This window comes from Pseudarthrobacter albicanus, from assembly GCF_018224015.1.
Lineage (GTDB): Bacteria > Actinomycetota > Actinomycetes > Actinomycetales > Micrococcaceae > Arthrobacter > Arthrobacter albicanus.
This window is the reverse complement of sequence record NZ_JAGPOT010000086.1, coordinates 12,515-33,116: the sequence shown is the minus strand read 5'-3', so window position 1 is coordinate 33,116 and position 20,602 is coordinate 12,515. Positions and strand designations below refer to the sequence as shown.

Annotated in this window: 20 protein-coding genes; 8 read left to right on the top strand and 12 right to left on the bottom strand. The window is 66.7% G+C overall.

The genetic code is table 11. From position 1 onward, the window contains the following. Positions 1-188: 188 nt before the first annotated feature. Positions 189-401 (bottom strand): hypothetical protein, encoded by a 213-nt coding sequence (locus J9611_RS16950; RefSeq protein ID WP_211881829.1) that lies wholly within the window; start codon positions 399-401, stop codon positions 189-191. Positions 402-703: 302 nt separating this feature from the next. On the opposite strand from J9611_RS16950, the gene J9611_RS16945 reads away from it, so the two are divergent. From J9611_RS16945 to J9611_RS16935, 3 genes are all read left to right on the top strand, one after another. Beyond that, positions 704-1,879: a VIT1/CCC1 transporter family protein gene (locus J9611_RS16945; RefSeq protein WP_211881828.1), complete on the top strand. Its 1,176-nt coding sequence runs from the start codon at positions 704-706 to the stop codon at positions 1,877-1,879. Then, positions 1,879-2,841, top strand: a complete 963-nt coding sequence (locus tag J9611_RS16940; RefSeq protein ID WP_211881827.1) for a matrixin family metalloprotease — start codon at positions 1,879-1,881, stop codon at positions 2,839-2,841. Before J9611_RS16945 ends, J9611_RS16940 begins: the two co-directional genes overlap by 1 nt. A gap of 87 nt (positions 2,842-2,928) precedes the next feature. Continuing rightward, on the top strand, positions 2,929-3,705 hold the full coding sequence (locus J9611_RS16935; protein ID WP_211881826.1) for a gamma-glutamyl-gamma-aminobutyrate hydrolase family protein: 777 nt from the start codon (positions 2,929-2,931) through the stop codon (positions 3,703-3,705). Here J9611_RS16935 and J9611_RS16930 read toward each other — a convergent pair. After that, positions 3,702-4,751 carry a Gfo/Idh/MocA family protein gene (locus J9611_RS16930; RefSeq protein WP_211881825.1) on the bottom strand — a complete coding sequence of 350 codons (1,050 nt, stop codon included), beginning with the start codon at positions 4,749-4,751 and terminating at the stop codon, positions 3,702-3,704. The genes J9611_RS16935 and J9611_RS16930 overlap by 4 nt on opposite strands. A 159-nt stretch (positions 4,752-4,910) precedes the next feature. Here J9611_RS16930 and J9611_RS16925 point away from each other — a divergent pair, with 159 nt between their 5' ends. Further along, positions 4,911-5,933: a LacI family DNA-binding transcriptional regulator gene (locus J9611_RS16925; RefSeq protein ID WP_211881824.1), complete on the top strand. Its 1,023-nt coding sequence runs from the start codon at positions 4,911-4,913 to the stop codon at positions 5,931-5,933. 34 nt (positions 5,934-5,967) lie between these two features. Here the strand turns inward: J9611_RS16925 and J9611_RS16920 are convergent, their stop codons facing one another. Both J9611_RS16920 and J9611_RS16915 read right to left on the bottom strand, forming a co-directional pair. Then, the gene (locus J9611_RS16920; RefSeq protein WP_211881821.1) at positions 5,968-6,741 is read right to left on the bottom strand and encodes a TIM barrel protein; all 774 of its coding nucleotides are present in this window, start codon (positions 6,739-6,741) and stop codon (positions 5,968-5,970) included. Further along, positions 6,741-7,850, bottom strand: coding sequence for a Gfo/Idh/MocA family oxidoreductase (locus tag J9611_RS16915; protein ID WP_211881819.1), 1,110 nt, complete (start codon positions 7,848-7,850; stop codon positions 6,741-6,743). The genes J9611_RS16920 and J9611_RS16915 overlap by 1 nt, the downstream gene beginning before the upstream one ends. A gap of 142 nt (positions 7,851-7,992) precedes the next feature. On the opposite strand from J9611_RS16915, the gene J9611_RS16910 reads away from it, so the two are divergent. Next, positions 7,993-9,009: a LacI family DNA-binding transcriptional regulator gene (locus J9611_RS16910; protein WP_211881817.1), complete on the top strand. Its 1,017-nt coding sequence runs from the start codon at positions 7,993-7,995 to the stop codon at positions 9,007-9,009. 236 nt (positions 9,010-9,245) lie between these two features. On the opposite strand, the gene J9611_RS16905 is transcribed toward J9611_RS16910, so the two are convergent. Genes J9611_RS16905 through J9611_RS16895 form a run of 3 tightly spaced genes read right to left on the bottom strand, consistent with a single transcriptional unit; the run spans position 9,246 to position 12,263 of the window. Continuing rightward, on the bottom strand, positions 9,246-10,154 hold the full coding sequence (locus J9611_RS16905) for an ATP-binding cassette domain-containing protein (RefSeq protein ID WP_211881815.1): 909 nt from the start codon (positions 10,152-10,154) through the stop codon (positions 9,246-9,248). A gap of 12 nt (positions 10,155-10,166) precedes the next feature. Further along, positions 10,167-11,216: an ABC transporter permease gene (locus J9611_RS16900; protein WP_211881813.1), complete on the bottom strand. Its 1,050-nt coding sequence runs from the start codon at positions 11,214-11,216 to the stop codon at positions 10,167-10,169. Positions 11,217-11,267: 51 nt separating this feature from the next. Further along, positions 11,268-12,263, bottom strand: coding sequence for a substrate-binding domain-containing protein (locus J9611_RS16895; RefSeq protein ID WP_211881811.1), 996 nt, complete (start codon positions 12,261-12,263; stop codon positions 11,268-11,270). A gap of 320 nt (positions 12,264-12,583) precedes the next feature. Between J9611_RS16895 and J9611_RS16890 the strand changes: the two genes are divergently transcribed. Both J9611_RS16890 and iolB read left to right on the top strand, forming a co-directional pair. Then, complete coding sequence (locus tag J9611_RS16890) at positions 12,584-13,324, top strand: GntR family transcriptional regulator (protein ID WP_211881808.1); 741 nt, start codon at positions 12,584-12,586, stop codon at positions 13,322-13,324. Positions 13,325-13,363: 39 nt separating this feature from the next. Beyond that, positions 13,364-14,269: a 5-deoxy-glucuronate isomerase gene (iolB, locus tag J9611_RS16885; protein ID WP_211881806.1), complete on the top strand. Its 906-nt coding sequence runs from the start codon at positions 13,364-13,366 to the stop codon at positions 14,267-14,269. A 25-nt stretch (positions 14,270-14,294) separates the two neighbouring features. On the opposite strand, the gene J9611_RS16880 is transcribed toward iolB, so the two are convergent. After that, a complete protein-coding gene (locus J9611_RS16880; RefSeq protein WP_211881804.1) occupies positions 14,295-15,530 on the bottom strand; it encodes an MFS transporter in 1,236 nt (411 codons plus the stop codon). 161 nt (positions 15,531-15,691) lie between these two features. Between J9611_RS16880 and J9611_RS16875 the strand changes: the two genes are divergently transcribed. Next, the gene (locus tag J9611_RS16875) at positions 15,692-16,141 is read left to right on the top strand and encodes a MarR family winged helix-turn-helix transcriptional regulator (RefSeq protein ID WP_211881802.1); all 450 of its coding nucleotides are present in this window, start codon (positions 15,692-15,694) and stop codon (positions 16,139-16,141) included. 62 nt (positions 16,142-16,203) lie between these two features. Here J9611_RS16875 and J9611_RS16870 read toward each other — a convergent pair whose 3' ends face one another. The 4 genes from J9611_RS16870 to J9611_RS16855 are packed head-to-tail and all read right to left on the bottom strand — an operon-like array spanning position 16,204 to position 20,597. After that, on the bottom strand, positions 16,204-17,700 hold the full coding sequence (locus J9611_RS16870) for a sugar porter family MFS transporter (RefSeq protein ID WP_211881800.1): 1,497 nt from the start codon (positions 17,698-17,700) through the stop codon (positions 16,204-16,206). Continuing rightward, complete coding sequence (locus J9611_RS16865; protein WP_211881798.1) at positions 17,697-18,572, bottom strand: sugar phosphate isomerase/epimerase family protein; 876 nt, start codon at positions 18,570-18,572, stop codon at positions 17,697-17,699. The genes J9611_RS16870 and J9611_RS16865 overlap by 4 nt, the downstream gene beginning before the upstream one ends. Positions 18,573-18,624: 52 nt before the next feature. After that, entirely contained in the window at positions 18,625-19,638 is a 1,014-nt protein-coding gene (locus J9611_RS16860) for a Gfo/Idh/MocA family protein (protein WP_211881796.1), read from the bottom strand. A gap of 41 nt (positions 19,639-19,679) precedes the next feature. Continuing rightward, a complete protein-coding gene (locus J9611_RS16855; RefSeq protein WP_211881794.1) occupies positions 19,680-20,597 on the bottom strand; it encodes a sugar phosphate isomerase/epimerase family protein in 918 nt (305 codons plus the stop codon). Positions 20,598-20,602: the final 5 nt, after the last annotated feature.

Sequence of the window (20,602 nt, the reverse complement as noted above, 5' to 3'; positions counted from 1 at the left end):
TCCCAGGCCGTCAGCGGGCCGCCCAAAGCTCCGAAGAGCGGCCCGGAAGCCGTATCCCATCTCCGGATTGCCCCTTGTTCAGCGCTCTCCTAGGACGGGCCGGGCACGGACTGCCGGAACGCCCGACGGCGGCGCCTCCCCTTCCCGGGGGAGGCGCCGCCGTCGGCGTTAACCGTTCAATGCCCCAGCTACTCCTCGTCCTCCGGTTCGCGGAACTCGTCCGCGTCGAGCGGCACGACGCGCTCGTCTTCGTCGACCGGCTCCTCCGGCTCGCCCGCCTCGTCCCACTCCCCGTCATCCACGGGGGTGTCCTCGGCGAAATCGTAGGCGGGATCGGCCTCGACGGTATCCCGCACCGGCAGGGCCGGATGCGTTGCTGGCTGTGATCCGGTGTTGTCCATGGTGCAACCTCCGTGCGCTCGCGCTGGCGGCAGTGTTCCGGGCTGTCCGCTCACCAGGGCCGGGACCCCGATGCCCGGCGGCGGGCCTGCCGGAGAACCCGCCGTGGATTTCATTCGAACACCGCGGACCTTGAGGGTCAAGGGTTCCCGCGGGCCACCGGCCGGATGCCCCGCAGCGGCAGGATCTTTCAGGTCCGCCTAAACTTTCGGCTAAGGATCACCAGCCGGAAATCGGCCGGTTTTCCGGGTAGTCTTGAAACGCAACGGGGCCGCACCATGCCCTTTCAAGCCCAGGAGCTTTCGTGTTTCAGCACGCCGAATCTGACCAGAACCGCGCCGACCAGAACCGCGCCGGCACCCCCGGGAACCGCGAAACCGCCCCCCGTCACGATGCCCCGGCAGCCAGCGCCGCGGACATCAAGCGCTGGCGCCAGTACCTCGCCGACGAACGGGCCGAAGCCGCCGTCTACCGTGACCTGGCCCAGAACCGGCACGGCGAAGAGCGTGATATCCTGCTCGCGCTGGCCGAGGCCGAGGGCCGCCACGAGGCGCACTGGCTCCAGCTGCTCGGCGAGGACGCCGGCCGGCCGCGCCATGCGTCCCTCCGCAGCCGGTTTGTGGGTTTCCTGGCGCGCCACTTCGGTTCCGTGTTCGTCCTGGCCCTGGCCCAGCGCGCCGAGAGCCGCTCGCCCTACTCCCGCGACCCCTCCGCCACCCCCGCGATGGCCGCCGACGAGCAGATCCACGAAGAAGTCGTCCGGGGGCTCGCCACGCGGGGCCGCAACCGGCTGGCCGGCACCTTCCGGGCCGCCGTCTTCGGTGCGAACGACGGGCTGGTCAGCAACCTCTCCCTCGTCATGGGCATGGCCGCCTCCGGGGTGGGAAGCCACGTGGTCCTCCTCAGCGGCGTGGCCGGCCTGCTGGCCGGGGCGCTGTCGATGGGGGCCGGCGAGTTCATTTCGGTGCGGTCGCAGCGGGAACTCCTGGCCGCGACCCTTCCTACCCAGATCACCCTTGCCGCGGCGCCCGCGCTGGACATCCAGCACAACGAACTCCTGCTGGTGTACCTGGCCCGGGGAATGTCCCGGGAGGCGGCCGAACACCGCGTCGCCGAGCGGATGGGCCTGCTGGACTGCGACTGCGATCCGAGCCTGTCGCTGTGGCCGGAACGCCCCGAGGCGCCCGACCAGCACGAGGCCGTCGGCAACGCCTGGAGCGCGGCGGCGTCGAGCTTCTGCTTCTTCGCCTCCGGCGCGATCGTGCCGATCATCCCGTTCCTGCTCGGCATGACCGGGGTCGCGGCGCTCGCGGTCTCCGCCGTCCTGGTGGGCCTGGCGCTGCTGTTCACCGGCGGCGTCGTCGGGCTCCTCTCCGGCACATCCCCCGCCACCCGCGGCTTCCGCCAGCTCGCCATCGGCATGGGCGCAGCCGGCGCGACGTACCTGCTGGGCCTGGCGTTTGGCGCGGTGGTCGCATAGTGGAAGGTCCTGGCTTCCGGGACCGGAGGCCACGGCACAGCCGCTCACGCACCGCCCTGCGCATCGTCCGCAACCTGGTGGCGGCGGCCCTGATCGCCGGCGCCGCCTTCCTCGCGGCCGGCGTCGTCTACGGGGACCCCCGTTTCGCGGGGCTCTTTGAGGTCCACCGCGGGACCGGGCCCGACGGCCGGCCAACGGCGTCAGGCCAGGCGTCGGGCCAGGCATCTGCCGGGCAGGGCTCAGGTGGGGCCTCGGGCGAGCAGCCTGGCGGCACCGCGGCGGGATCCCGCACGGATGCTCCCCCGCCCGGGCTCGAAGAACAGGACGAGCCGCTGGGGACGCCGCGGAAACCCGCCGCCGTCAGCAACTCCTACAAGTTCCTCGCGACGAACGAGGACGGCTCGCCGGTGGGCTACTCCCCCTGCCGGCCGCTGCACTATGTAGTCAATGCCGGACTGGCGCCCGCGGGCGCCGGACGGCTCGTGGAAGACGCGATCAACACGGTGTCGCTGGCCACCGGCATCACGTTCATCAAGGACAACGCCACCGCCGAGACGCCGTCGCAGGCGCGGGCCCCGTACCAGAAGGATGCCTACGGGGACCGGTGGGCACCCTTGCTGATCGCGTGGACGACGCCGGAACAGGCCCCCCAGCTCAAAGGCCGCGTGATCGGCACCGGCGGCAGCACCCACTTCAGCTACGGTGACGGCCCCAAGAGCTTCGTCACCGGCAGCCTGGAACTCGATTCCCCGCAGATCACCGAGGAGCTCACCCGGGCGGACGGGGCCGCGTACGCCACGGCAGTGATCCTGCACGAACTGGGCCATGTGATGGGGCTCGATCATGTCGATGATCCGAGCCAGCTCATGTACCCGGAGATCGGCGCCCCGGACGGCCTGGCTGCCGGCGACCTGAACGGCCTGCAGGCGCTGGGCCGGGCCCCGTGCCGGAAGGATCTGTAGCCGGACGGGACACAGCGGCCGCGGGACACGGGATAGCTGTTGTCCATCCGGCAGTCCTGGCCCTCGGATCTTGTTGCAGAATAAGTCATGCAGACTTCCCGCCATTCCCTCGGCAGCCGGCCGCGCATCGGCATTCCGGTCCGCCTCAGCAGTTCCTCCGACCCCGACCCCAGGGTGGCCGAGGCCAATGACCTCTTCGACTACATCGTGGAACTGGTGCGCGACGGCGGCGGCGAACCGGTGCTGCTCGGCGCGGCGCCGGCTGCCGGAGAACCGGCGGACGCGGAGCTCAAGGCGCTCGACGGCGTCGTCCTTCCGGGCGGCGGTGACCTGGACCCGCGCCTTTACGGCGAGGAACAAGGCGCGGTGTGCTACGACGTGAACCCCGCCCAGGATGCCCTGGACGTGGCCGTCGCGCGGCACTCGATCGATGCCGGCCTTCCGGTGCTCGGCATCTGCCGGGGACACCAGCTGCTGAATGTGCTGCATGGCGGAACCCTGGTCCAGGACATGGCGGCTGGATCGGTGGTGCACAACGATCCGTCCCCGGTCCACGGCGCGGGCCCGTGGGCCTGGCATGAAGTCCGGGTGCAGCCCGGCACCAAGGTGGCGGCCCTCTACGGGAACAGCGACGGCGTCACCGTGAAGATCGCGTCCGGCCACCATCAGGCCGTGGACCGGGTGGCCGACGGCCTGTTGGTCACGGCTGTGGCGGAGGACGGCACCATCGAGGCGCTGGAGGATCCGGAACGCTGGATGGCGTCCGTCCAATGGCACCCCGAGGCGCTGGAACTGGCCGCCGAGGAGCGGCTGGCGCCCTTCCGGGCCTTTGTCGAAGTGTGCCGGGTCCGGAAGCAGGGCTAGCTGCGGCTCCCCTGGTTCCGGGCCGCCAGCGTCACCCTGACCGGCAGCCCGGTTTCCAGTGATTCCTGGGCGGCGTCGGCAATCCGGGAGGCTGCCACCGCGTCCTCCGGTGTGCACGGGTTGTCCCGCTCGCCCAGGATCAGCTCCACGAAGGCCGCCAGCTCGGAGCGGTAGGCCTGGTCGAAGCGCTCCGCGAAGGTCTTGTGGGACTCCCCGGACGGGAACATAACGCCGGCTTCGGCCGATGCAAGGGCGGACTTCTCATCGAGCCCCACGAGGAGCGAGCCGGCCGAACCCTGGATCTCCAGGCGGACGTCGTGGCCGGCCCCGTTGTAGCGCGAGGCGCTGACGGTGCCCAGCGTGCCGTCGTCGAACGTCACCAGGGCCAGCGCCGTGTCCACGTCCCCCACTTCCCCGATGGCGGGATCGCCGTTGTTGGAGCCCTTGGCGTAGACCTCCACGATTTCGCGGCCGGTCAGCCAGCGCAGGATGTCAAAGTCGTGGACGGAGCAGTCCCGGAACAGGCCGCCGGAGCCTGCCAGGAACTCCACCGGCGGCGGGGTCATGTCACAGGTAACGGCCCGCAGCGAGTGGATCCAGCCCAGCTCCCCCGCGGTGAACGCGCGCTTGGCCTCGAGGTAGCCCGCGTCGAAACGCCTCTGGTGGCCGATCTGCACGGTTCCGCCGTGGTCCCGGATATAGTCCAGCACCGGCGTGGAGTCCGCAACATTCATGGCCACAGGCTTTTCGCAGAAGACCGGAATGCCGGCGTCCACGCCCGTCCTGATCAGATCCGGATGCGTGCCCGTGCCGGTGGCTATGACCAGCCCGTCCACGCCGGACGCAATCAGCTCCTCCACGGATGCCAGGAACTCGGCGCCGATCGTGGCCGCCACGCTCCGGGCATGATCGGCGGCAACGTCAGTCAGCTTGAGCCGGACATTGATCCCCTGCGGGTTCAGCACATCGTTCAGAGCCGAGATGTTGTTGGCGTGCATGACGCCAATACGCCCCACCCCGACCAGACCGAGAGTTACATCCTTCAAAGTGTTCCTTTGCAAAAATACCGGGCCCGGGCTCCGGGCAATGAACGGGAAAGCTGGCAATGTTGGAACGTTCCAGCATGTGCTTGCTAGAGTATGGGAGGGCACCGTTCCGAGTCAAGACTTTGTATTAACAAACTGCACCAACAGCTGGAGGATGCCGTGTCAGATCCCGTGCGAAAGCGCGCCGCCACCATACTCGACGTGGCCTCCGCAGCCGGAGTATCAAAGTCGGTCGTCTCCCTGGTGCTGCGCGGCACCGGGTATGTCAGCGAAGCCAAGAGGACAGCGGTGGCACGGGCCGTGGTTGAGCTCCGCTACCGACCGAACGCCGCCGCCCGGGCGCTCAGCGAATCCCGGAGCCGGACCGTAGGAGTAGTCCTTAATGACATGCGGAATCCCTGGTTTGTCAGCGCGGTGGAGGGACTCAACGGCCGGCTCAACGAACACGGCCTGCAGATGGTTATGGGAGACTTCCGGCTGGACAGCCGCAGCGGCGAGTCACTGCTCAAGAAACTGCTCGAAATGAACATCGAAGGACTAGTCCTGGTGGGGACCATGCCGGACAGCCCGGGTCTTGCCGTTGCGGCCGCACAGGTACCAACCGTGGTGCTGGGCGCGCCGTCGGGTCCCGGCGCAAACGTGACCGTCGTGACCAACGACGACGACGCCGGAGCCCGCCTCGTGGTGGCGCATCTGGCGTTGCTGGGCCACCGGAACATCGCGCATGTGGGAGCGCCCGACACCGCTGTCGGGGCCGCCCGGCAGCGCGGCTATGCAGCGGGAATGGCGGCTGCCGGCCTGGCGGAATTCATCCGGACGATCCCCGGCGATCTCACCGAAGAAGCCGGCCACAGCGCCGGGCTTGAATTGTTGAGCGGGGCGGACAGGCCAACCGCCGTCTTCGCCGTCAACGACATGGCTGCCCTGGGAGTCATGTCGGCGGCGGAGGAACGCGGGCTCTCGGTGCCTGCGGATCTCTCCGTTGCCGGTTACGACAACACCCCGCTGGCCAGGCTTCGCAGGATCAGTCTCACTTCGGTGGACACGGCCAGCTTCGCAGCCGGCCAGCGTGCGGCGGAACTGCTGATGGCAAGACTGGAACCGGACTCTGCCCTTCCTCACGACGAACTACTGCCGCCTACGCTGCAGGCCCGGGGCAGCACAGCCGCCCCGGGCAGGTGATCCGGCAGCCGCCCCGGGCAGGTGATCGGCAGCTTCAGCGCTGAAGAGTGAACGCATCACGGAAGGCGGCCAGGGCGTCGTCGCTGTCGTTGCTTGCCCACGCTTCCATGCCCACGGTCCCGTCATAGCCCGCATCGGCAAGTGCGCCGGCGATGGCTCTGTAGTTGATCTCCCCCGTGCCGGGTTCGCAGCGGCCCGGCACATCTGCCACCTGGATTTCACCGATGTGTGGCAGGGCCGCCTGGACCAGCCCGATCAGGTTTCCTTCGCCCAGCTGGGCATGGTAAAGGTCGAGCATCAGCTTGACGTTCGGGTGCCCGGCTGCCTCCACGAGGGCAAGGGTGTCCTTGGCCCGCGCCAGCGGAATCCCGGGATGATCAAGAATGGTGTTGAGATTCTCGAGGCAGAATGTCACCCCATGCTTCTCACCAAGGTCCCCCAGTCGTTGCAGGGTGCGCACACCGGTGGTCCACATCCTGCCCGTTGAGCGGAAGACAGGGCGGGCGGCTGCGCCATCGACCAGTTCCGCCGAATGCACCACCATCCGGCTGATGCCCAGTTCCACAGCCGTGGGGATGAGCTCCGCGGCTGTCCGGACCACGTCATCGGCCGTCGCCGGGTCCACCACGCTGCCGGCGCTGTACCCCGTCATCGAGGAGAACACCGCACCGGTGGCCTTAAGCGACGGGATGTCCTTGGTGCGCGAGTCCCAGAGTTCGACGTCAAATCCGGCGCCGTGGATGCGCCGGACCCGTTCGATGAACGGCAGCTCCGTGAACACCATTTCGGCGCAGACCGCGAGCCGCATCAGTTGCCGGCCTTCGCAGCTGCCGTCAGACGAGCTCCGGGCAGAGCCACAGGCGCACCGAGTTTGACCGACTCGATGCAGGCCAGCGCCATCGCCAAAGCCCGGCGGGCGTCGGCGGCACCCGGGGTCAGCGTGAACCCGGCCTGCGGCGCCGTCTCGCCGTCGCGCCGTGCCCGGACATTGTCAGCAAAGTCGGCCAGTTCATCAGTGTAGGCCTGGCGGAAAAGTTCGACATTCAGCCGCGGTGTGTCGGCGGAAACACCGTCCGCGGTGTAGCGGCGGGCCGAGGTAGCGGTGCTCTGCCCCGCCTGGACCATGCCCTTGGACCCGAACACCTCGCCTCGGACGTCGTAGCCGTAGAGCGCACTGAAGTTCGCCTCCGCGACTGCCAGCGCACCGTTGCTGTAGCGGATGGTCACAACGGCGGTGTCCAGTAATCCGTGTTCCTTGAAGTCGGGCTCCACCAGGGCGTCGGCCACGGCGTAGACTTCCACCGGCTCGGCGCCCTCGTTGAACCAGTTCAGGGTGTCGAAGTCATGGATCAGCGTTTCGAGGAAGATGGTCCACGCAGGGATCCGGGCAGCGTGGCCGATGCTGCCGGTGCCAGGGTCCCTGGTCAGCGAGCGCAGGAGCTGTGGCTTCCCGGCCACGCCGGCGGCAAGGTCACGCTTCGCGGCAGCAAAATCAGGGGCGTAACGGCGGTTGAAGCCGATCTGGAAGTGCACCCCGGCCTTATCCACCTCAGTCAGGGCCGCGCCGAGTTCGGCAAGCGTCAGTCCGGCTGGCTTTTCGCAGAAGACATGCTTTCCGGCGCGGGCCGCCTGGGTGATCAGTGCGGAGTGGAACCGGGCCGGGCTGGCGATGATGACCCCGTCGATCTCCGGGTCGGCCAGCAGATCCGCCGCATCGGCCGTGACCTTCGCGACGCCCAGCCGGCCGGCCAGCTCCGCGGCCGCGTCCAGCGCTGGGTCGGCGATGGCCTCAAGGACGGCTCCGGGAATGCGCCGGACAATGCTTTCCCCATGGAATGCCCCCATCCAGCCGGCGCCGATGAGTCCCAGCCGGATGCCTCGTGCGGGTGTCCCTGCCTGGTTTTCAATGTAGGCCATGGGCCCGTCCTTTCCTCGTGCTGAAATCTTCTAGATCGATCTAGAAGATGTGCTGCTAATGAGTTTCGCACAGCATCGGCGGAAAATCTAGATCGATCTAGTAGACTGGGGTCCGTACCTTCCGCACGACTCAGGAGACCCCATGACAGCGAGCCCCCGCCCCACCATGGCGGACGTCGCGGCGGCCGCTGGGGTCTCAAAGGCGCTGGTTTCGATCGTGATCCGTGGGGCGGTCGGCGCCAGCCTGGCCACGCGAGAGAGGGTCCTCAATACCGCCCGGGAACTCGGTTACCGTCCGGATACGCGGGCCAGGCTGCTGCGCAGCACCCGCTCCCGCCTGCTTGGCGTGGTTTTCAACGTGACCGAGCCCTACCATGCCGAGCTCGTTGAATTACTCTACGAGGCCGGCGAGGCGGCCGGCTACGGCGTGACCCTGAGCGCGGCGGGTCCGCGGCGCAGCGAGCAGCGGGCCGTTGAATCCCTGCTGGACCTTGGCGCGGAGGCCCTGGTCCTGATCGCCCCCTCGACGCCGGCGGCAGGGCTTGCGCAGCTGCCACTTCCGGTGATTTCCATGCTCCGCCCGGTTCGCGGCGACGCCGCCGGCAGTGTCTCCAGCGACGAGGACGCGGGAATCAGGCTCGCGATGGACCACCTTCGCGGGCTGGGGCACTCCCGGATAGCCCATATCGACGGCGGGACCGCCGTCGGGTCCGCCGCACGCCGCCAATCCTACTTCAGCCACATGGCGGATACCGGGCTCGCTGCGGGTGCCTCGGTCTTCACGGGCGGCAACACCGAGGCCGACGGCTCTAGGGCCGCCCGCGAGCTGCTCGACGCGGCCGGACGGCCCGGCTGCGCCGCACGCCCCAGCGCCGTCGTCGTCTTCAACGACCGCTGCGCGCTGGGCGTGCTGGATGTGCTTGGCAAGGCCGGGCTAAGCGTCCCGAGGGACATCTCCGTGGTGGGTTACGACAACTCCCGGCTGGCACGGCTTGAGCACATCAACCTGACGTCGATCGGCCAAAACGGCCCGGAGCTGGCGGCGGCTGCCGTTCGCGCGGCTGCCGCCCGGCTGGGCGGTGGCGCGGCCGAACACTTGCTGGTGCCTCCGTTCCTGGAAATCGGCGGCACCACCGCGGCCCCTGCCGGCTCGTCGTAGCGAATCTCCCTGCCGTCCGCAAAGCGGACGCTGAATCGCCGGGCATGTTGAAGAGCCGGCCTGACATCAGGGTTGCGGCGGTGTCGGCAAAGGCCCGCGAACGCTTCAGCGAGCGAGACGCGACGGCGGCAATCACCTGGTAGGTGTGTGCCTGGAGGGATTCGGTGAATCGCCGGCGCAATGGAAAATCCCGGCCGGTGGCGTTGGCCATCAGCCGGGGGTTTCCGGGACATGGACTAGGCGGGGAGGTGGCCGCTTGTGCCGGCCACTTCCGCCTGGACTTCCTTGACCACGTCCCCGTGGCCGCCGAGCTCTTCGAGTTCGTGGGCCAGTTCTGCCAGTTCGGCGCCGCCGGCCATCTGCGCCGTCAGTTCTTCGATGGTGATGCCCTTCTTCTCGTAGTAGCCGATCGATTTGCCGCGCTTGAGCAGCAGGAACCGGTCGCCGACGGGGAAGGCGTGGTGCGGGTTGTGCGTGATGAAGACGACGCCGAGCCCGCGGTCGCGGGCCTGCAGGATGTAACGCAGCACCACGCCGGACTGCTTCACGCCGAGCGCTGCGGTGGGTTCGTCCAGGATCAGGACCTTCGCGCCGAAGTGCACTGCACGGGCGATGGCCACACACTGGCGCTCGCCGCCGGACAGCTGGCCTATGGGCTGTTCCACGTCGCGGAGGTCGATGCCCATGTCGGCCAGTTCCTTTTTGGTGATGTCCTTCATCGTCTGGACATCCATGCGCTTGAACGGGCCCCAGCCAACAGTGATTTCCGAGCCAAGGAAGAAATTGCGCCAGATCGGCATGAGGGGGACCACGGCGAGGTCCTGATAGACCGTGGCAATGCCGGAATCCAGCGCCTCGCGGGGGCTGTTGAGTTTCCGCTCCTCGCCCAGGATCTTGAAGACGCCCGCGTCGTGCTGGTGCAGGCCGGCGATGATCTTGATCAGCGTGGACTTGCCGGCGCCGTTGTCGCCCAGGACGCAGGTCACGCGGCCGTTGTCCACGGCCATGGTGACGTCGGTGAGGGCCACGATGTTGCCGTAGTGCTTGCCGACGTTGTCCAGGGAGAGCAGGTGAACGGGTGTGTGGGTCAGCGGGTCTTTTTCATCCTTGAGCAGCGTTTGCTGGTCTATCTGTTTGGCGTTCATGGGTACAGCCCCTTACTTGAGTTCCGCGCGGCGCTTGACGATCAGGTTGACTATGGTGGCCAGCAGCAGCATCAGGCCCAGGAAGAACTTGAACCAGTCCGGGTTCCACTGGGCGTACACAATGCCCTTGTTGGCCATGCCGAAGATGAAGGCGCCGATCGCCCCGCCCACCGCCGAACCATAGCCGCCGGTGAGCAGGCAGCCGCCGATGACGGCGGCGATGATGTAGAGGAATTCATTGCCGACACCTTCGCCGGACTGCACGGCGTCGAACGCGAACAGGTTGTGCATGCCCAGGATCCAGCCACAGAAGCCGACGGCCATGAACAGCCCGATCTTGGTCTTGGTCACCGGAACGCCCACGGCCCGGGCCGCGTTGGCGTCGCCGCCCGCCGCGAAGATCCAGTTCCCCACCTTGGTCCGGAGCAGGACCCACGAGGCCACGGCCACCAGGATGATCCAGGTGAACACGGTGTTCTTGACCTCGACGCCGCCGATGTTGACCGAGGAGGCGAAAACGGCCTGCGCCGATTTGAAGCCGTCCATGGTGGAAATCGACGGCGAGGAGACCGAGCCGCCGATGAGGCGGGTCAGGCCAAGGTTCAGGCCCGTCAGCATCAGGAAACTTGCCAGCGTCACGATGAAGCTGGGCAGTTTGGTCTTGATCAGGATCCAGCCGTTGATGAAGCCGATCGTCAGCGAGACCGCCAGCGCCAGCAGCACCCCGACCCAGACGTTGGTGGTGAAGTACCAGCTGAACAGGGAGGCTGTCAGGGCCGAACTGATCACTGCCACACCGGTGGAGAGGTCGAACTCGCCGCCGATCATCAGCAGTGAAACACCCACCGCCATGATGCCGATGGTGGAACTGCCGTAGAGCACGGTGGCGAAGGCGTTCGGCTGGATGAAGGTCTGCGAAACAATGGCGAAAAAGACGAACAGCACGATCGCGCCAACGAGCGCGCCGACTTCGGGGCGGCCCAGCAGTTTCTGGAGCGGGTTGCGCGTTCCCACGCGTTCATCGCCGGCCAGGGGCTTGGTGAGTGTTTGGGTCATGGTCATTCTCCTTAGCGCCTGGCCCGGGACATGCCCGGGCCAGGCTGAAAAAACTGCTTAGCGGACGCCCTGCTGGGCGAACTTGAGGGCATCTGTTGCCGCTGCCTTGTCAACGATGGTGGGTCCGGTCAGCACGGGCTGCCCGCCGCCGATTTTGAACCCGCCGCGCTTGGTCTGCCAGATGGAATCAATGGCGCTGTAGCCCTGGAGCCACGGCTGCTGGTCCACGGTGAAGATGACGTCGCCGTCCACGATTTTCTGCGCCAGTTCGGCGTTCATATCGAAGGAGGCCACCTTGACCTTGCTGTTGGCCGACGCGACGGCCTTGAGGATGGTCAGTGTGTAGGGGGCGCCCAGACCGATGATGGCATCAGCGTCGGCTGTTGCCTGCAGTTTGGCTGTCACAGTGGAGGAAACCTGGGTCATATCAGTGCCGGTGACGTACAGGATTTCGGTGGCAGGCACTTTATCCTTGACGCCGGCGCACCGCGCTTCCAAGCCCACGTGGCCCTGTTCCTGGATAACGCAGATGGGATGCTTGAGGCCCAGCGAGGCGAGCTTCTCGCCAACGGCGGCACCGGCAAGCTTTTCGTTGGATCCGAAGTGGGTGAACGCGCCCAGCTGTGCGGATACGGACTCACCGGCGTTGAGGCTGACTATGGGAATGCCTGCGTCAGTTGCCTTCTTGAGTGCATCCTTGAGCGCATCAGGCTTCGCCAGCGTGACGGCAATGCCGTCGACTTTCTGGTCCACGGCCTGCTGGATGAGCTGCGCCTGCCGGCCGCCTTCGGGATCCGAGGTGTAAAGCAGCTCAACATTGTCCTTCGCAGCGGCTTCCTGCGCACCCTTCCGGACAATGTCCCAGAACGTGTCGCCCGGTGCTGCGTGGGTGATGAGTGCGACTTTGAGCCGCGGGGTGCTGACTGCCTGGCCACCGCCGGCGGCATTCCCCGAGTCTGCCGGCTTCCCGCCTGTGGTGGAGCAGGCACTAAGGCCGAGCATGGGGACAACCGCCGCCACCAGGGCTGCCTTCCGCCAAGAGAACTTCGTCACGATAAATCTCCTTTGATTTCGGGGCCGGAGGGCAGCCTCTTCGCTGCATTCCGTTAGCCCCCTATAGAGATCATGGTGACTCGGCTCACAATTGTCAACAGTTTGTCCTGACATTAGGATGTTTAGACCTAATGTTCATTGATTGAGCTTGCGGTATGCAGTCCCTGAGGCCGCCGGCAAGGAACCTCCCGCCCCTTGGATCCCCCAAATCGTCCTGCTAGTATCAAAGAAAAGGCAGTATGTCCTATCAAGCGAACATAGCCTGACATACGCGGAGGATCCGGCACTATCGGACACCGCGCGGCACAAGGGAGCACTCAATGGCGACGCAACTCAATCTCAGCATCGACCGCTCGTCACCCGTTCCCCTCTACCACCAGGTGGTGCAGGGCATCGAGGCGGCCATCCACACGGGGCTGCTGGAACCCGGCAGCCGGCTGGAAAACGAAATCGATCTCGCCGCCCAGCTGAACCTTTCACGTCCCACCATGCGCAAGGCCATGGACGAACTCGTCCGTTCCGGACTCCTTGTGCGCAAGCGCGGGGTCGGAACCCAGGTGGTTTCCAGCCAGGTGCGGCGCCCGCTGGAACTCTCCAGCCTGTACGACGACCTCACCAATAACGGCAGCAAGCCCACCACCGAGGTGCTGAGCTTTTCCCACATTGAGGCCGACGCCGCCACCCGGGAGGCACTCCAGCTTCCGGCCGGCGCCAAGGTTTACCACTTCACCCGGCTCCGGAAGGTCGGCGGCAAACCGCTCGCACTGATGGAGAACTGGGTCCGCGACGACATCACCACCATCGATGAAGTTGTCCTCGGCTCCCAAGGCCTCTACGCGATCCTCCGCAATGGAGGGGTGAACTTCCGGCTGGCATCCCAGAGGATCGGCGCCATGATCGCCAACAATTACCAGGCGCCGCTGCTGGAGGCTGCTCCCGGTTCCGCCCTGGTGACCATGGAGCGCACGGCCGTCGATGACACGGGCCGCATGGTGGAAACAGGCCACCATGTCTACCGGGCAGATTCCTACAGCTTCGAAATGACGCTGGTCCAACGCTAAGCTCCGGCGCCCGGGCACACATACCGAAAGAGAAAATCTATGGCCAACTGGGTCTATCCGCTGGGTTCCGCCGCCGAAGGCAGTTGGGACATTTCATTGGGAACCTCCGACTCCACGCTTGCCGTGGACGGCTGGGCGCACACCGGACTGAAGGTGGCCACGCTGGCCGCGGGCGGCGCCGTCGAGCTTGACCGTGGCGCCGAGGAACGCATCGTGGTTCCGCTCAGCGGATCCTTCACGGCGACCGTGGACGGCCAGGAGTACCGTCTGGCGGGCCGGGACAGCGTCTTCAGCGGCCCCAGCGATGTGCTGTACACGGGAACCGGCACGGCCGTGACCATCGCTTCGGCCGACGGCGGCCGGGTAGCGGTTGCCACCGCCCCGGCGAAGGCCTCGCACCCCACGCGCCTGATCACCGCCGCGGAGACGCCGGTGGAGCTGCGCGGGGCCGGCAATTGCTCCCGCCAGGTCCACAATTTCGGCACGCCGGCGGCCCTCGAAGCAGACCGCTTCATCGTCTGCGAGGTCCTCACCCCGGCCGGGAACTGGTCCTCCTATCCCCCGCACAAGCACGACGAGGAAAAGGACGGCGAGACCAGCCTCGAGGAGATCTACTACTTCGAGACCCGGGTAGCCCCCGGAGCGCCGGAACGCCAGGGCGCGGACGACGCGATCGGCTACCAGCGTGTCTATGCCTCCGATGAGCGGCCCATCGATGTCTCGGCCGAGGTGCGGACCGGCGACGTCGTGCTGGTGCCCTACGGCTGGCACGGCCCCGCGATGGCCGCCCCCGGTTATGACATGTACTACCTCAACGTCATGGCCGGCCCCGGCCCGGTCCGCGACTGGCTCATCAGCGATGACCCGCACCACGGCTGGATCCGCCAGACCTGGGCCGGAAAAGACGTGGACCCCCGGCTGCCGTTCGGCAGCCAGGGGTCCTAGTCCCGAGGCGGGCCGACCGCATCAGTCAGGCCGGCTGCAGTTCGGTGCTGTCCTGCTGGCTGTCAGCCGTGCCGGCGTCGGTGGGTCGGGGACCTTCGGTGCGTCCGGCGTCGTTCCGCTTGGCGTGAGCGGCTGCGAACGCCATCACGCCAAGGCCCAGCAGGGTGATGCCGGCGCCGGCCCAGATCGGCGAGGTGTAACCGAGTCCGGCGGTGATGGTCACGCCGCCCATCCAGGCGCCGAGGGCATTTCCGACATTGAAGGCGCCGATGTTGGCGCCGGAGGCCAGGGTGGGGGCGCTGTTGGCGTACTTCATCACGCGCATCTGCAGCCCGGGGACGGTGGCGAAGCCGAAGCCGCCCAGCAGCACCATGGAGGCGATGGTCATGGGCTGGTTGCCGGCGGTCAGCGCGAAGGCCACAAGCACTACGACGAGGGCAGCGAGAACCACGAGCAGGGTGCGGTCCACGTTTTTGTCCGCGGCCTTGCCGCCGAGGGTGTTGCCGATGAAGAGTCCCACCCCGAAGAGGATCAGCAGCCACGGCACGGTGGAGGCGGCGAAGCCGGTGACTTCGGTGAGCGTGAAGGCGATGTAGGTGAAGGCGCCGAACATGCCGCCGTAGCCGAGGATGGTGACGAGGATGGAGAGCCAGACCTGGCCGGAGCGGAAGGCGCGCAGTTCAGTGCGGAGCCCGCCGGGTGCTGCGTGGCCGGAGCCCGTCCTGGGCACAAGCGTCAGGATCCCCCCGAGGGCCAGGACGCCGATGGCGGTGATCGCCCAGAACGTCGAACGCCAGCCCGCGGCCTGGCCCAGCATGGTGCCGAACGGGACCCCCAGCACATTGGCCGCCGTCAGTCCCGTGAACATGATGGCGATCGCGCCGGCCTTTTTGTCCGGGGCCACCATGCCGGCCGCCACCACGGCCCCGATGCCGAAGAACGCGCCGTGCGCCAGCGCGGCAATGATGCGGCCGGCCATCATGGTCCAGTAGTCGGGTGCGAGGGCGGAGACGAGGTTGCCGGCGATGAACAGCACCATGAGCACGGCGAGCACGGGCTTGCGCTCGAACCGCGTCACCGCCGCGGTGAGCAGGAATGCCCCCACGACGACGGCGAGGGCGTAGCCGGAGATCAGCCACCCGGCCGTGGCGTCGCTGACCTGGAAGTCGGCGGCCACCTCGGGCAAGAGGCCCATGATGACGAACTCGGTGAGTCCGATCCCGAACCCGCCGAGGGCGAGCGCAATGAGGCCGAGAGGCATGGGAAGCTCCTTCGAAACTGTACGGGGAGATAGCGGAAGCGTAAGCTATTAGTTGCAGACGCGTTATTTATTGTTGCACAAGCGATTATCCCGCGCAAGCAACTACTTTGTGGGCTGCCCGCTTTTCGGGGAGGAGCGGGCTGATTGGAAGGGAGCATCAGATGGGCATCAAGGACGACGCCGTCGAGGTCCGGGCGCAGGGCTGGCGGACGCTGGCGGCCCTGCACGGGCTGATCGAGGCGGAGCTGGAGCGCTCGCTCCAGGCCGAGGCGCAGCTGTCAGTCGTGGAGTACACCGTGCTGGATGCGCTGAGCCGCCAGGACGGCTGGCACATGCGGATGCAGCAGCTGGCCCGCGCCACCGCGTTGAGCGCCAGCGCCACCACGCGGCTGGTGAACCGGCTGGAGGACCGCGGCCTGCTGACCCGGATCCTGTGCGCGGATGACCGCCGCGGGATCTACACCGAACTCACCCCCGCCGGCCTCAAGCTGCTGGAGCACACCCGCCCTGTCCACGATGCCACGCTGGAGCGCGCCCTGGCGGAGGCGCACGAGGTGCCGGAACTGGCACCGCTGGTTGATGCGCTCCCCAGGCTGCACGCAGGAGTCTAGCCCGAACCGCACAAAGCCCCGCTCCGCGAAGAATCGCGGAGCGGGGCTACCTGCTGGTAACGCTATGCGGTGACGGGTTCCTTGGCGGCAGGCTGCTTGAAGAAGTGCTCCAGGTCCTCAAGGCTCTTGCCCCGGGTCTCCGGAACCACGCGCTTCACCCAGACGATCGCGGCCAACTGGAGCACGACGAAGATGAAGAACGTCGCCGAGACGCCAATCCAGGAAACCATCTGCGGGAAGAAGAACCCGATCAGGAAGTTGATCATCCACAGCACGAAGACACAGATGCCCATGGCAATGCCGCGGACATGCAGCGGGAAGATTTCGGCCATCGTCAGCCACGTCACGGTGCCAATGCAGGACTGCATGGAAGCGAGGAACGTCACCATGAACAGCAGCACCAGATAGCCGCGGAGGGTGCCCTCCGGGATGAGCATGGAGATGATGCCGATGGCCAGCAGGGATGATGCCGTGCCGGTCAGGCCAACGATCAGCATGGACTTCCGGGGCAACCGCGACATGAGTGACATCCCGACGACGACGGCGACCACCGAAGTGACGCCGTTGACGACGTTGGCGATGAGTGCGCCCTGGTCACCGAAGCCCGAGCTGGAGAGGATGGAGGTGCCGTAGTACATGATGGCGTTGACGCCGCTGATCTGGTTGATCACGGCCATGCCCAGCCCGACGACGAAGATGCGCCGGATCCACGGAACCGTGATGTCACGGAAGGTGCCAAGGTTGGATTGGTAATCTTCCCTCGCAGCCTGCCGGACTTCATCGAACTCGGTGGAAATATCATCCGAGGCGCGCGACCGGCGCAGTACCTCAAGTACTTCACCGAAGCGGCCGGCCGAAGCCAACCAGCGGGGGCTTTCAGGCAGCAGAAGCATTCCGAACCACAGAACCACAGCCGGCAGCGTGGCAATGACGAGCATCCACCGCCACACGTGGGAGGCCTCCGGGAAGGCGTTGCCCAGCACGGCGTTGAACGTGAAGGCCAGGAACTGTCCGGTCACAATCATGAGCTCGTTCTGCGTCACGATTCGTCCGCGCTGGGCCGCCGGGGACATTTCCGCGAGGTAGACCGGAACGATCACCGACGCTCCGCCGACGGCAAGGCCCAGCAGGGTGCGGGAGGCGATCAGCAGTTCGGTGCTGGGCGAGATGGAGCAGGCGATGGTGGCGACCGCAAAGATCAACGCGAGCCCCATGATGGTCCGGCGCCGGCCGAAGCGGTCGGACAGCCGGCCCGCAGAGATGGCACCGAACGCCGCCCCGAAGAGCAGTGTGGAGGTCACGAGCCCCTCGGTCAGCGGGGTGAGGCCGAGGTCCCGCTGCATGAACGGCAGGGCGCCATTGATAACGCCGGTGTCATAGCCGAAAAGGAGGCCGCCAAACGTGGAGAACAGCGCCACGCGCCGCATGAAGCCCCTGGGATTCGATGCTCCCCCGGTTGTCCGGGCTGCGGCTTCTCCGACCGCGGAATCGGCCTCGGCCCCGGCAGGAGCTGAGTTCGTCGCCGTTTTGGCGGGCGCCGTTTTGTCGGACGTCGTCATACGCTCACCTTTTCGATGTGCTGCTGCATCGTTTCCAGCTGGTAGCGGGAGACCTCGGCGGCGTCGTCCTCCTCGGCGAAGACGCTGGAGACCATGACCGTGTCCTCGCGGTCCAGGAAGCCGATTTCCTTCAGGCCGCCGAAGAACTCGGCCCAGTTGACGTCGCCGTCGCCAATTTTCAGGTGCTGGTGCACGCGGACCGGGTTGCCGGGCGGGTTGGTGATGTAGCGCAGCCCGTGCGAGGCATGGTGGTCCATGGTGTCCGCGACATGGACCAGGCGCAGCTTGTCCCCCGCCGCCCGCATGATGTCCAGCGGCGGGTTCTTCATGTGGAAGCTGTGCGAGGCCACGTAAACCAGGCCCACGTTCTTGGAGTTCAGGCCGCGGATCACCCGGATGGCGGCCAAACCCTCCTCCACGAAGTCGTCCGGGTGGGGATCGATCAGCAGGTCGATCCCCTCCCGTTCGATGATCGGCAGCAGTTCCTCCATGGAGCGGTAGAAGGCCCGCTCGGATTCCTCGGCCTTCTCGGGACGGCCACTGAACTCGGTGTTCATGGTGCCGACGCCCAGGTCCACCGTGATCTGGATGGCGCGCTTCCAGTACCGGACCGCTGCCTCACGGGCATCCTCATCAGGGCCTGACCAACGCAGCACCGGCAGCACAGAGGCGATCTCGATTCCCGCATCCTTGCAGGACTTGGCCAGCTGGGCCACGAGCTCGTCATCAGCCTTGGGGTGGTTGAAGAACGGGATGAAGTCCGGGTGCGGGGTCATCTGCATGTACTCGTAGCCGAGGTCAGCGACCACCCGGGGGAACTCCAGGAGGCCATGGCTGTGGTGGAACGGCGTGGGGTCAAGGGCGATTTTCACTTAGGAACACTCCATTGTGGATCAGGCGGCGGAATTGCGGCTTGGCTCGCGTCTAGCGGTAGAGGGCGGGCTTGGCGTTCAGCTTCACGGCGACCTTCTCGCCGTTCTTCTGCGCGTCCACGCCGGCTTCGCAGCAGGCCGCGGTGGCGTAGCCGTCCCAGGCGGTGGGGCCGCCGATTTCGCCGCGCCGGGCAGCGTCAACCCAGGACTGGATTTCGACGTCGTATGCCGGGCCGAAGCGCTCCTCGAAGCTGGGGGTGACGGTGCCGCCCCAGCGGCCGGCGGTGCGCGTGTACGGCCCCTTGTCTCCGCCGATGCTGACGATGCCGTCCTCGAAGGAGGCCTGGGTTGCCACTTCGTAACCGAACTTGGCGTTGACGTAGATCTCGACATCGGCCAGCACGCCGGACTCGGTCTCGATCAGGACGTGCTGCGGGTCGTGCTGGCCGGCCGGGGCGTTCCTGGTGGCCTTGCCGAGGCGGACCTGGACTGAGGTGATTTCCTCGCCCGTGAAGTAGCGGATCGCATCGAATTCATGGACCACGGAGTCGTTGATCAGCATCTCATTGGTGAAGCCCGTGGGGGTGGTGGGGTTGCGGTGCTGGTGGTGCAGCATGAGCAGTTCACCGAGCTCGGAGTCGCGGATGATCTTGCCCAGGGCGGCGTACTCAGCGTCGAAGCGGCGCATGAAGCCGACCTGGATGCGCTTGTGGCCCAGCTTTTCTTCGGCCTCGACGATCTTCCAGGCGGACTCGGCACCCGGGGTCAGCGGCTTCTCGCAGAGGATCGGGATGTCTTTGGCGATCGCCTTGAGCAGGATTTCCTCGTGCAGGAATCCGGGGGTGGCGATCAGCACGGCGTTGACGTCACCGTTGTTGAGTGCTTCGTCGGCATCGGCGAGGGCGACGGCGCCCGGGATGCCTTCGATGGCCGCCTGAGCACGGGCGAGGTCGACGTCGACGACGGCGGCAACTTCCGCGCCGTGGATGCGGGTGTTGAGCCGGTGGATGTGGTCTGCGCCCATACGGCCGGCGCCGATGACGGCTACGCGAAGGGTTTCAGTCATTGTTCTTTCCTTTGGTTTCGGGAGGTTTGAGCAAGCCGCGTCTAGTTGACGGCGGTGCGGGAGCCGCAGGAGAGCAGGTAGTTGCGGGTGCGCTTGGCGATCGGCATGGGGACATCAAAGGCTACCGGGTACATGTCCTGTTCCACGATGCCGAAGATGGGCCGGTTCAGCGCCTCGACGGCTTCGATCACGGCGCGCAGGTCCGGCAGCCCGTTGGGCGGTTCGGTCATGACGCCGGCCAGGTTGGCGGCGGCCCAGGTCATGTTTTCCGCATTGACCTTCCGGAGGATGTCCGGGTTGATCTGCTTCAGGTGCAGGTAGCCGATCCGGTCCGGGTAGCTCTTGATCAGCTCAAGGCTGGACGCGCCGCAGTATTCGGCGTGGCCGGTGTCCAGGCACAGGTTCAGGTACTTGGAATCCGTGGCGGCCAGCAGGGTCTCGATGTCCTCCTGCGCCCCCACGTGCGAGTCTGCGTGCGAGTGGAACTGCTGCTTCAGGCCGAAGTCCTCCAGCAGCGTCTTGCCGAGGCGGTTGTGGCCGCTGAACAGGTCGCTCCAGGCCTGCTCGGTGAGCTCGCCGCTCTCCACGGCTTCGCCGGTGACGTCGTCGCGCCACATGGCCGGGATGACCACGATGTGCTCGCCGCCCATGGCTGCGGTGAGTTCTGCAACCTTGCGGGCCGGCTCCCAGGCCGTTTCCCACTGGTCCACGCCGCGGTGGAAGGCGGTGAACACGGTGCCGGCGGTGACCTTCAGATCGCGCTGCTTGAGTTCCTCGGCCAGCCGGGCGGGATCGCTGGGGAGGTAACCGTAGGGGCCGAGCTCGATCCACTTGTAGCCGGCTTCGGCCACCTCGTCGAGGAACCGCTCCCACGGGGTCTGCTTGGGGTCATCCGCAAACCAGACGCCCCAGGAGTCCGGCGCGGTGCCGATGATCAGCTTGTTCTCTACTTCAGTCATGACAG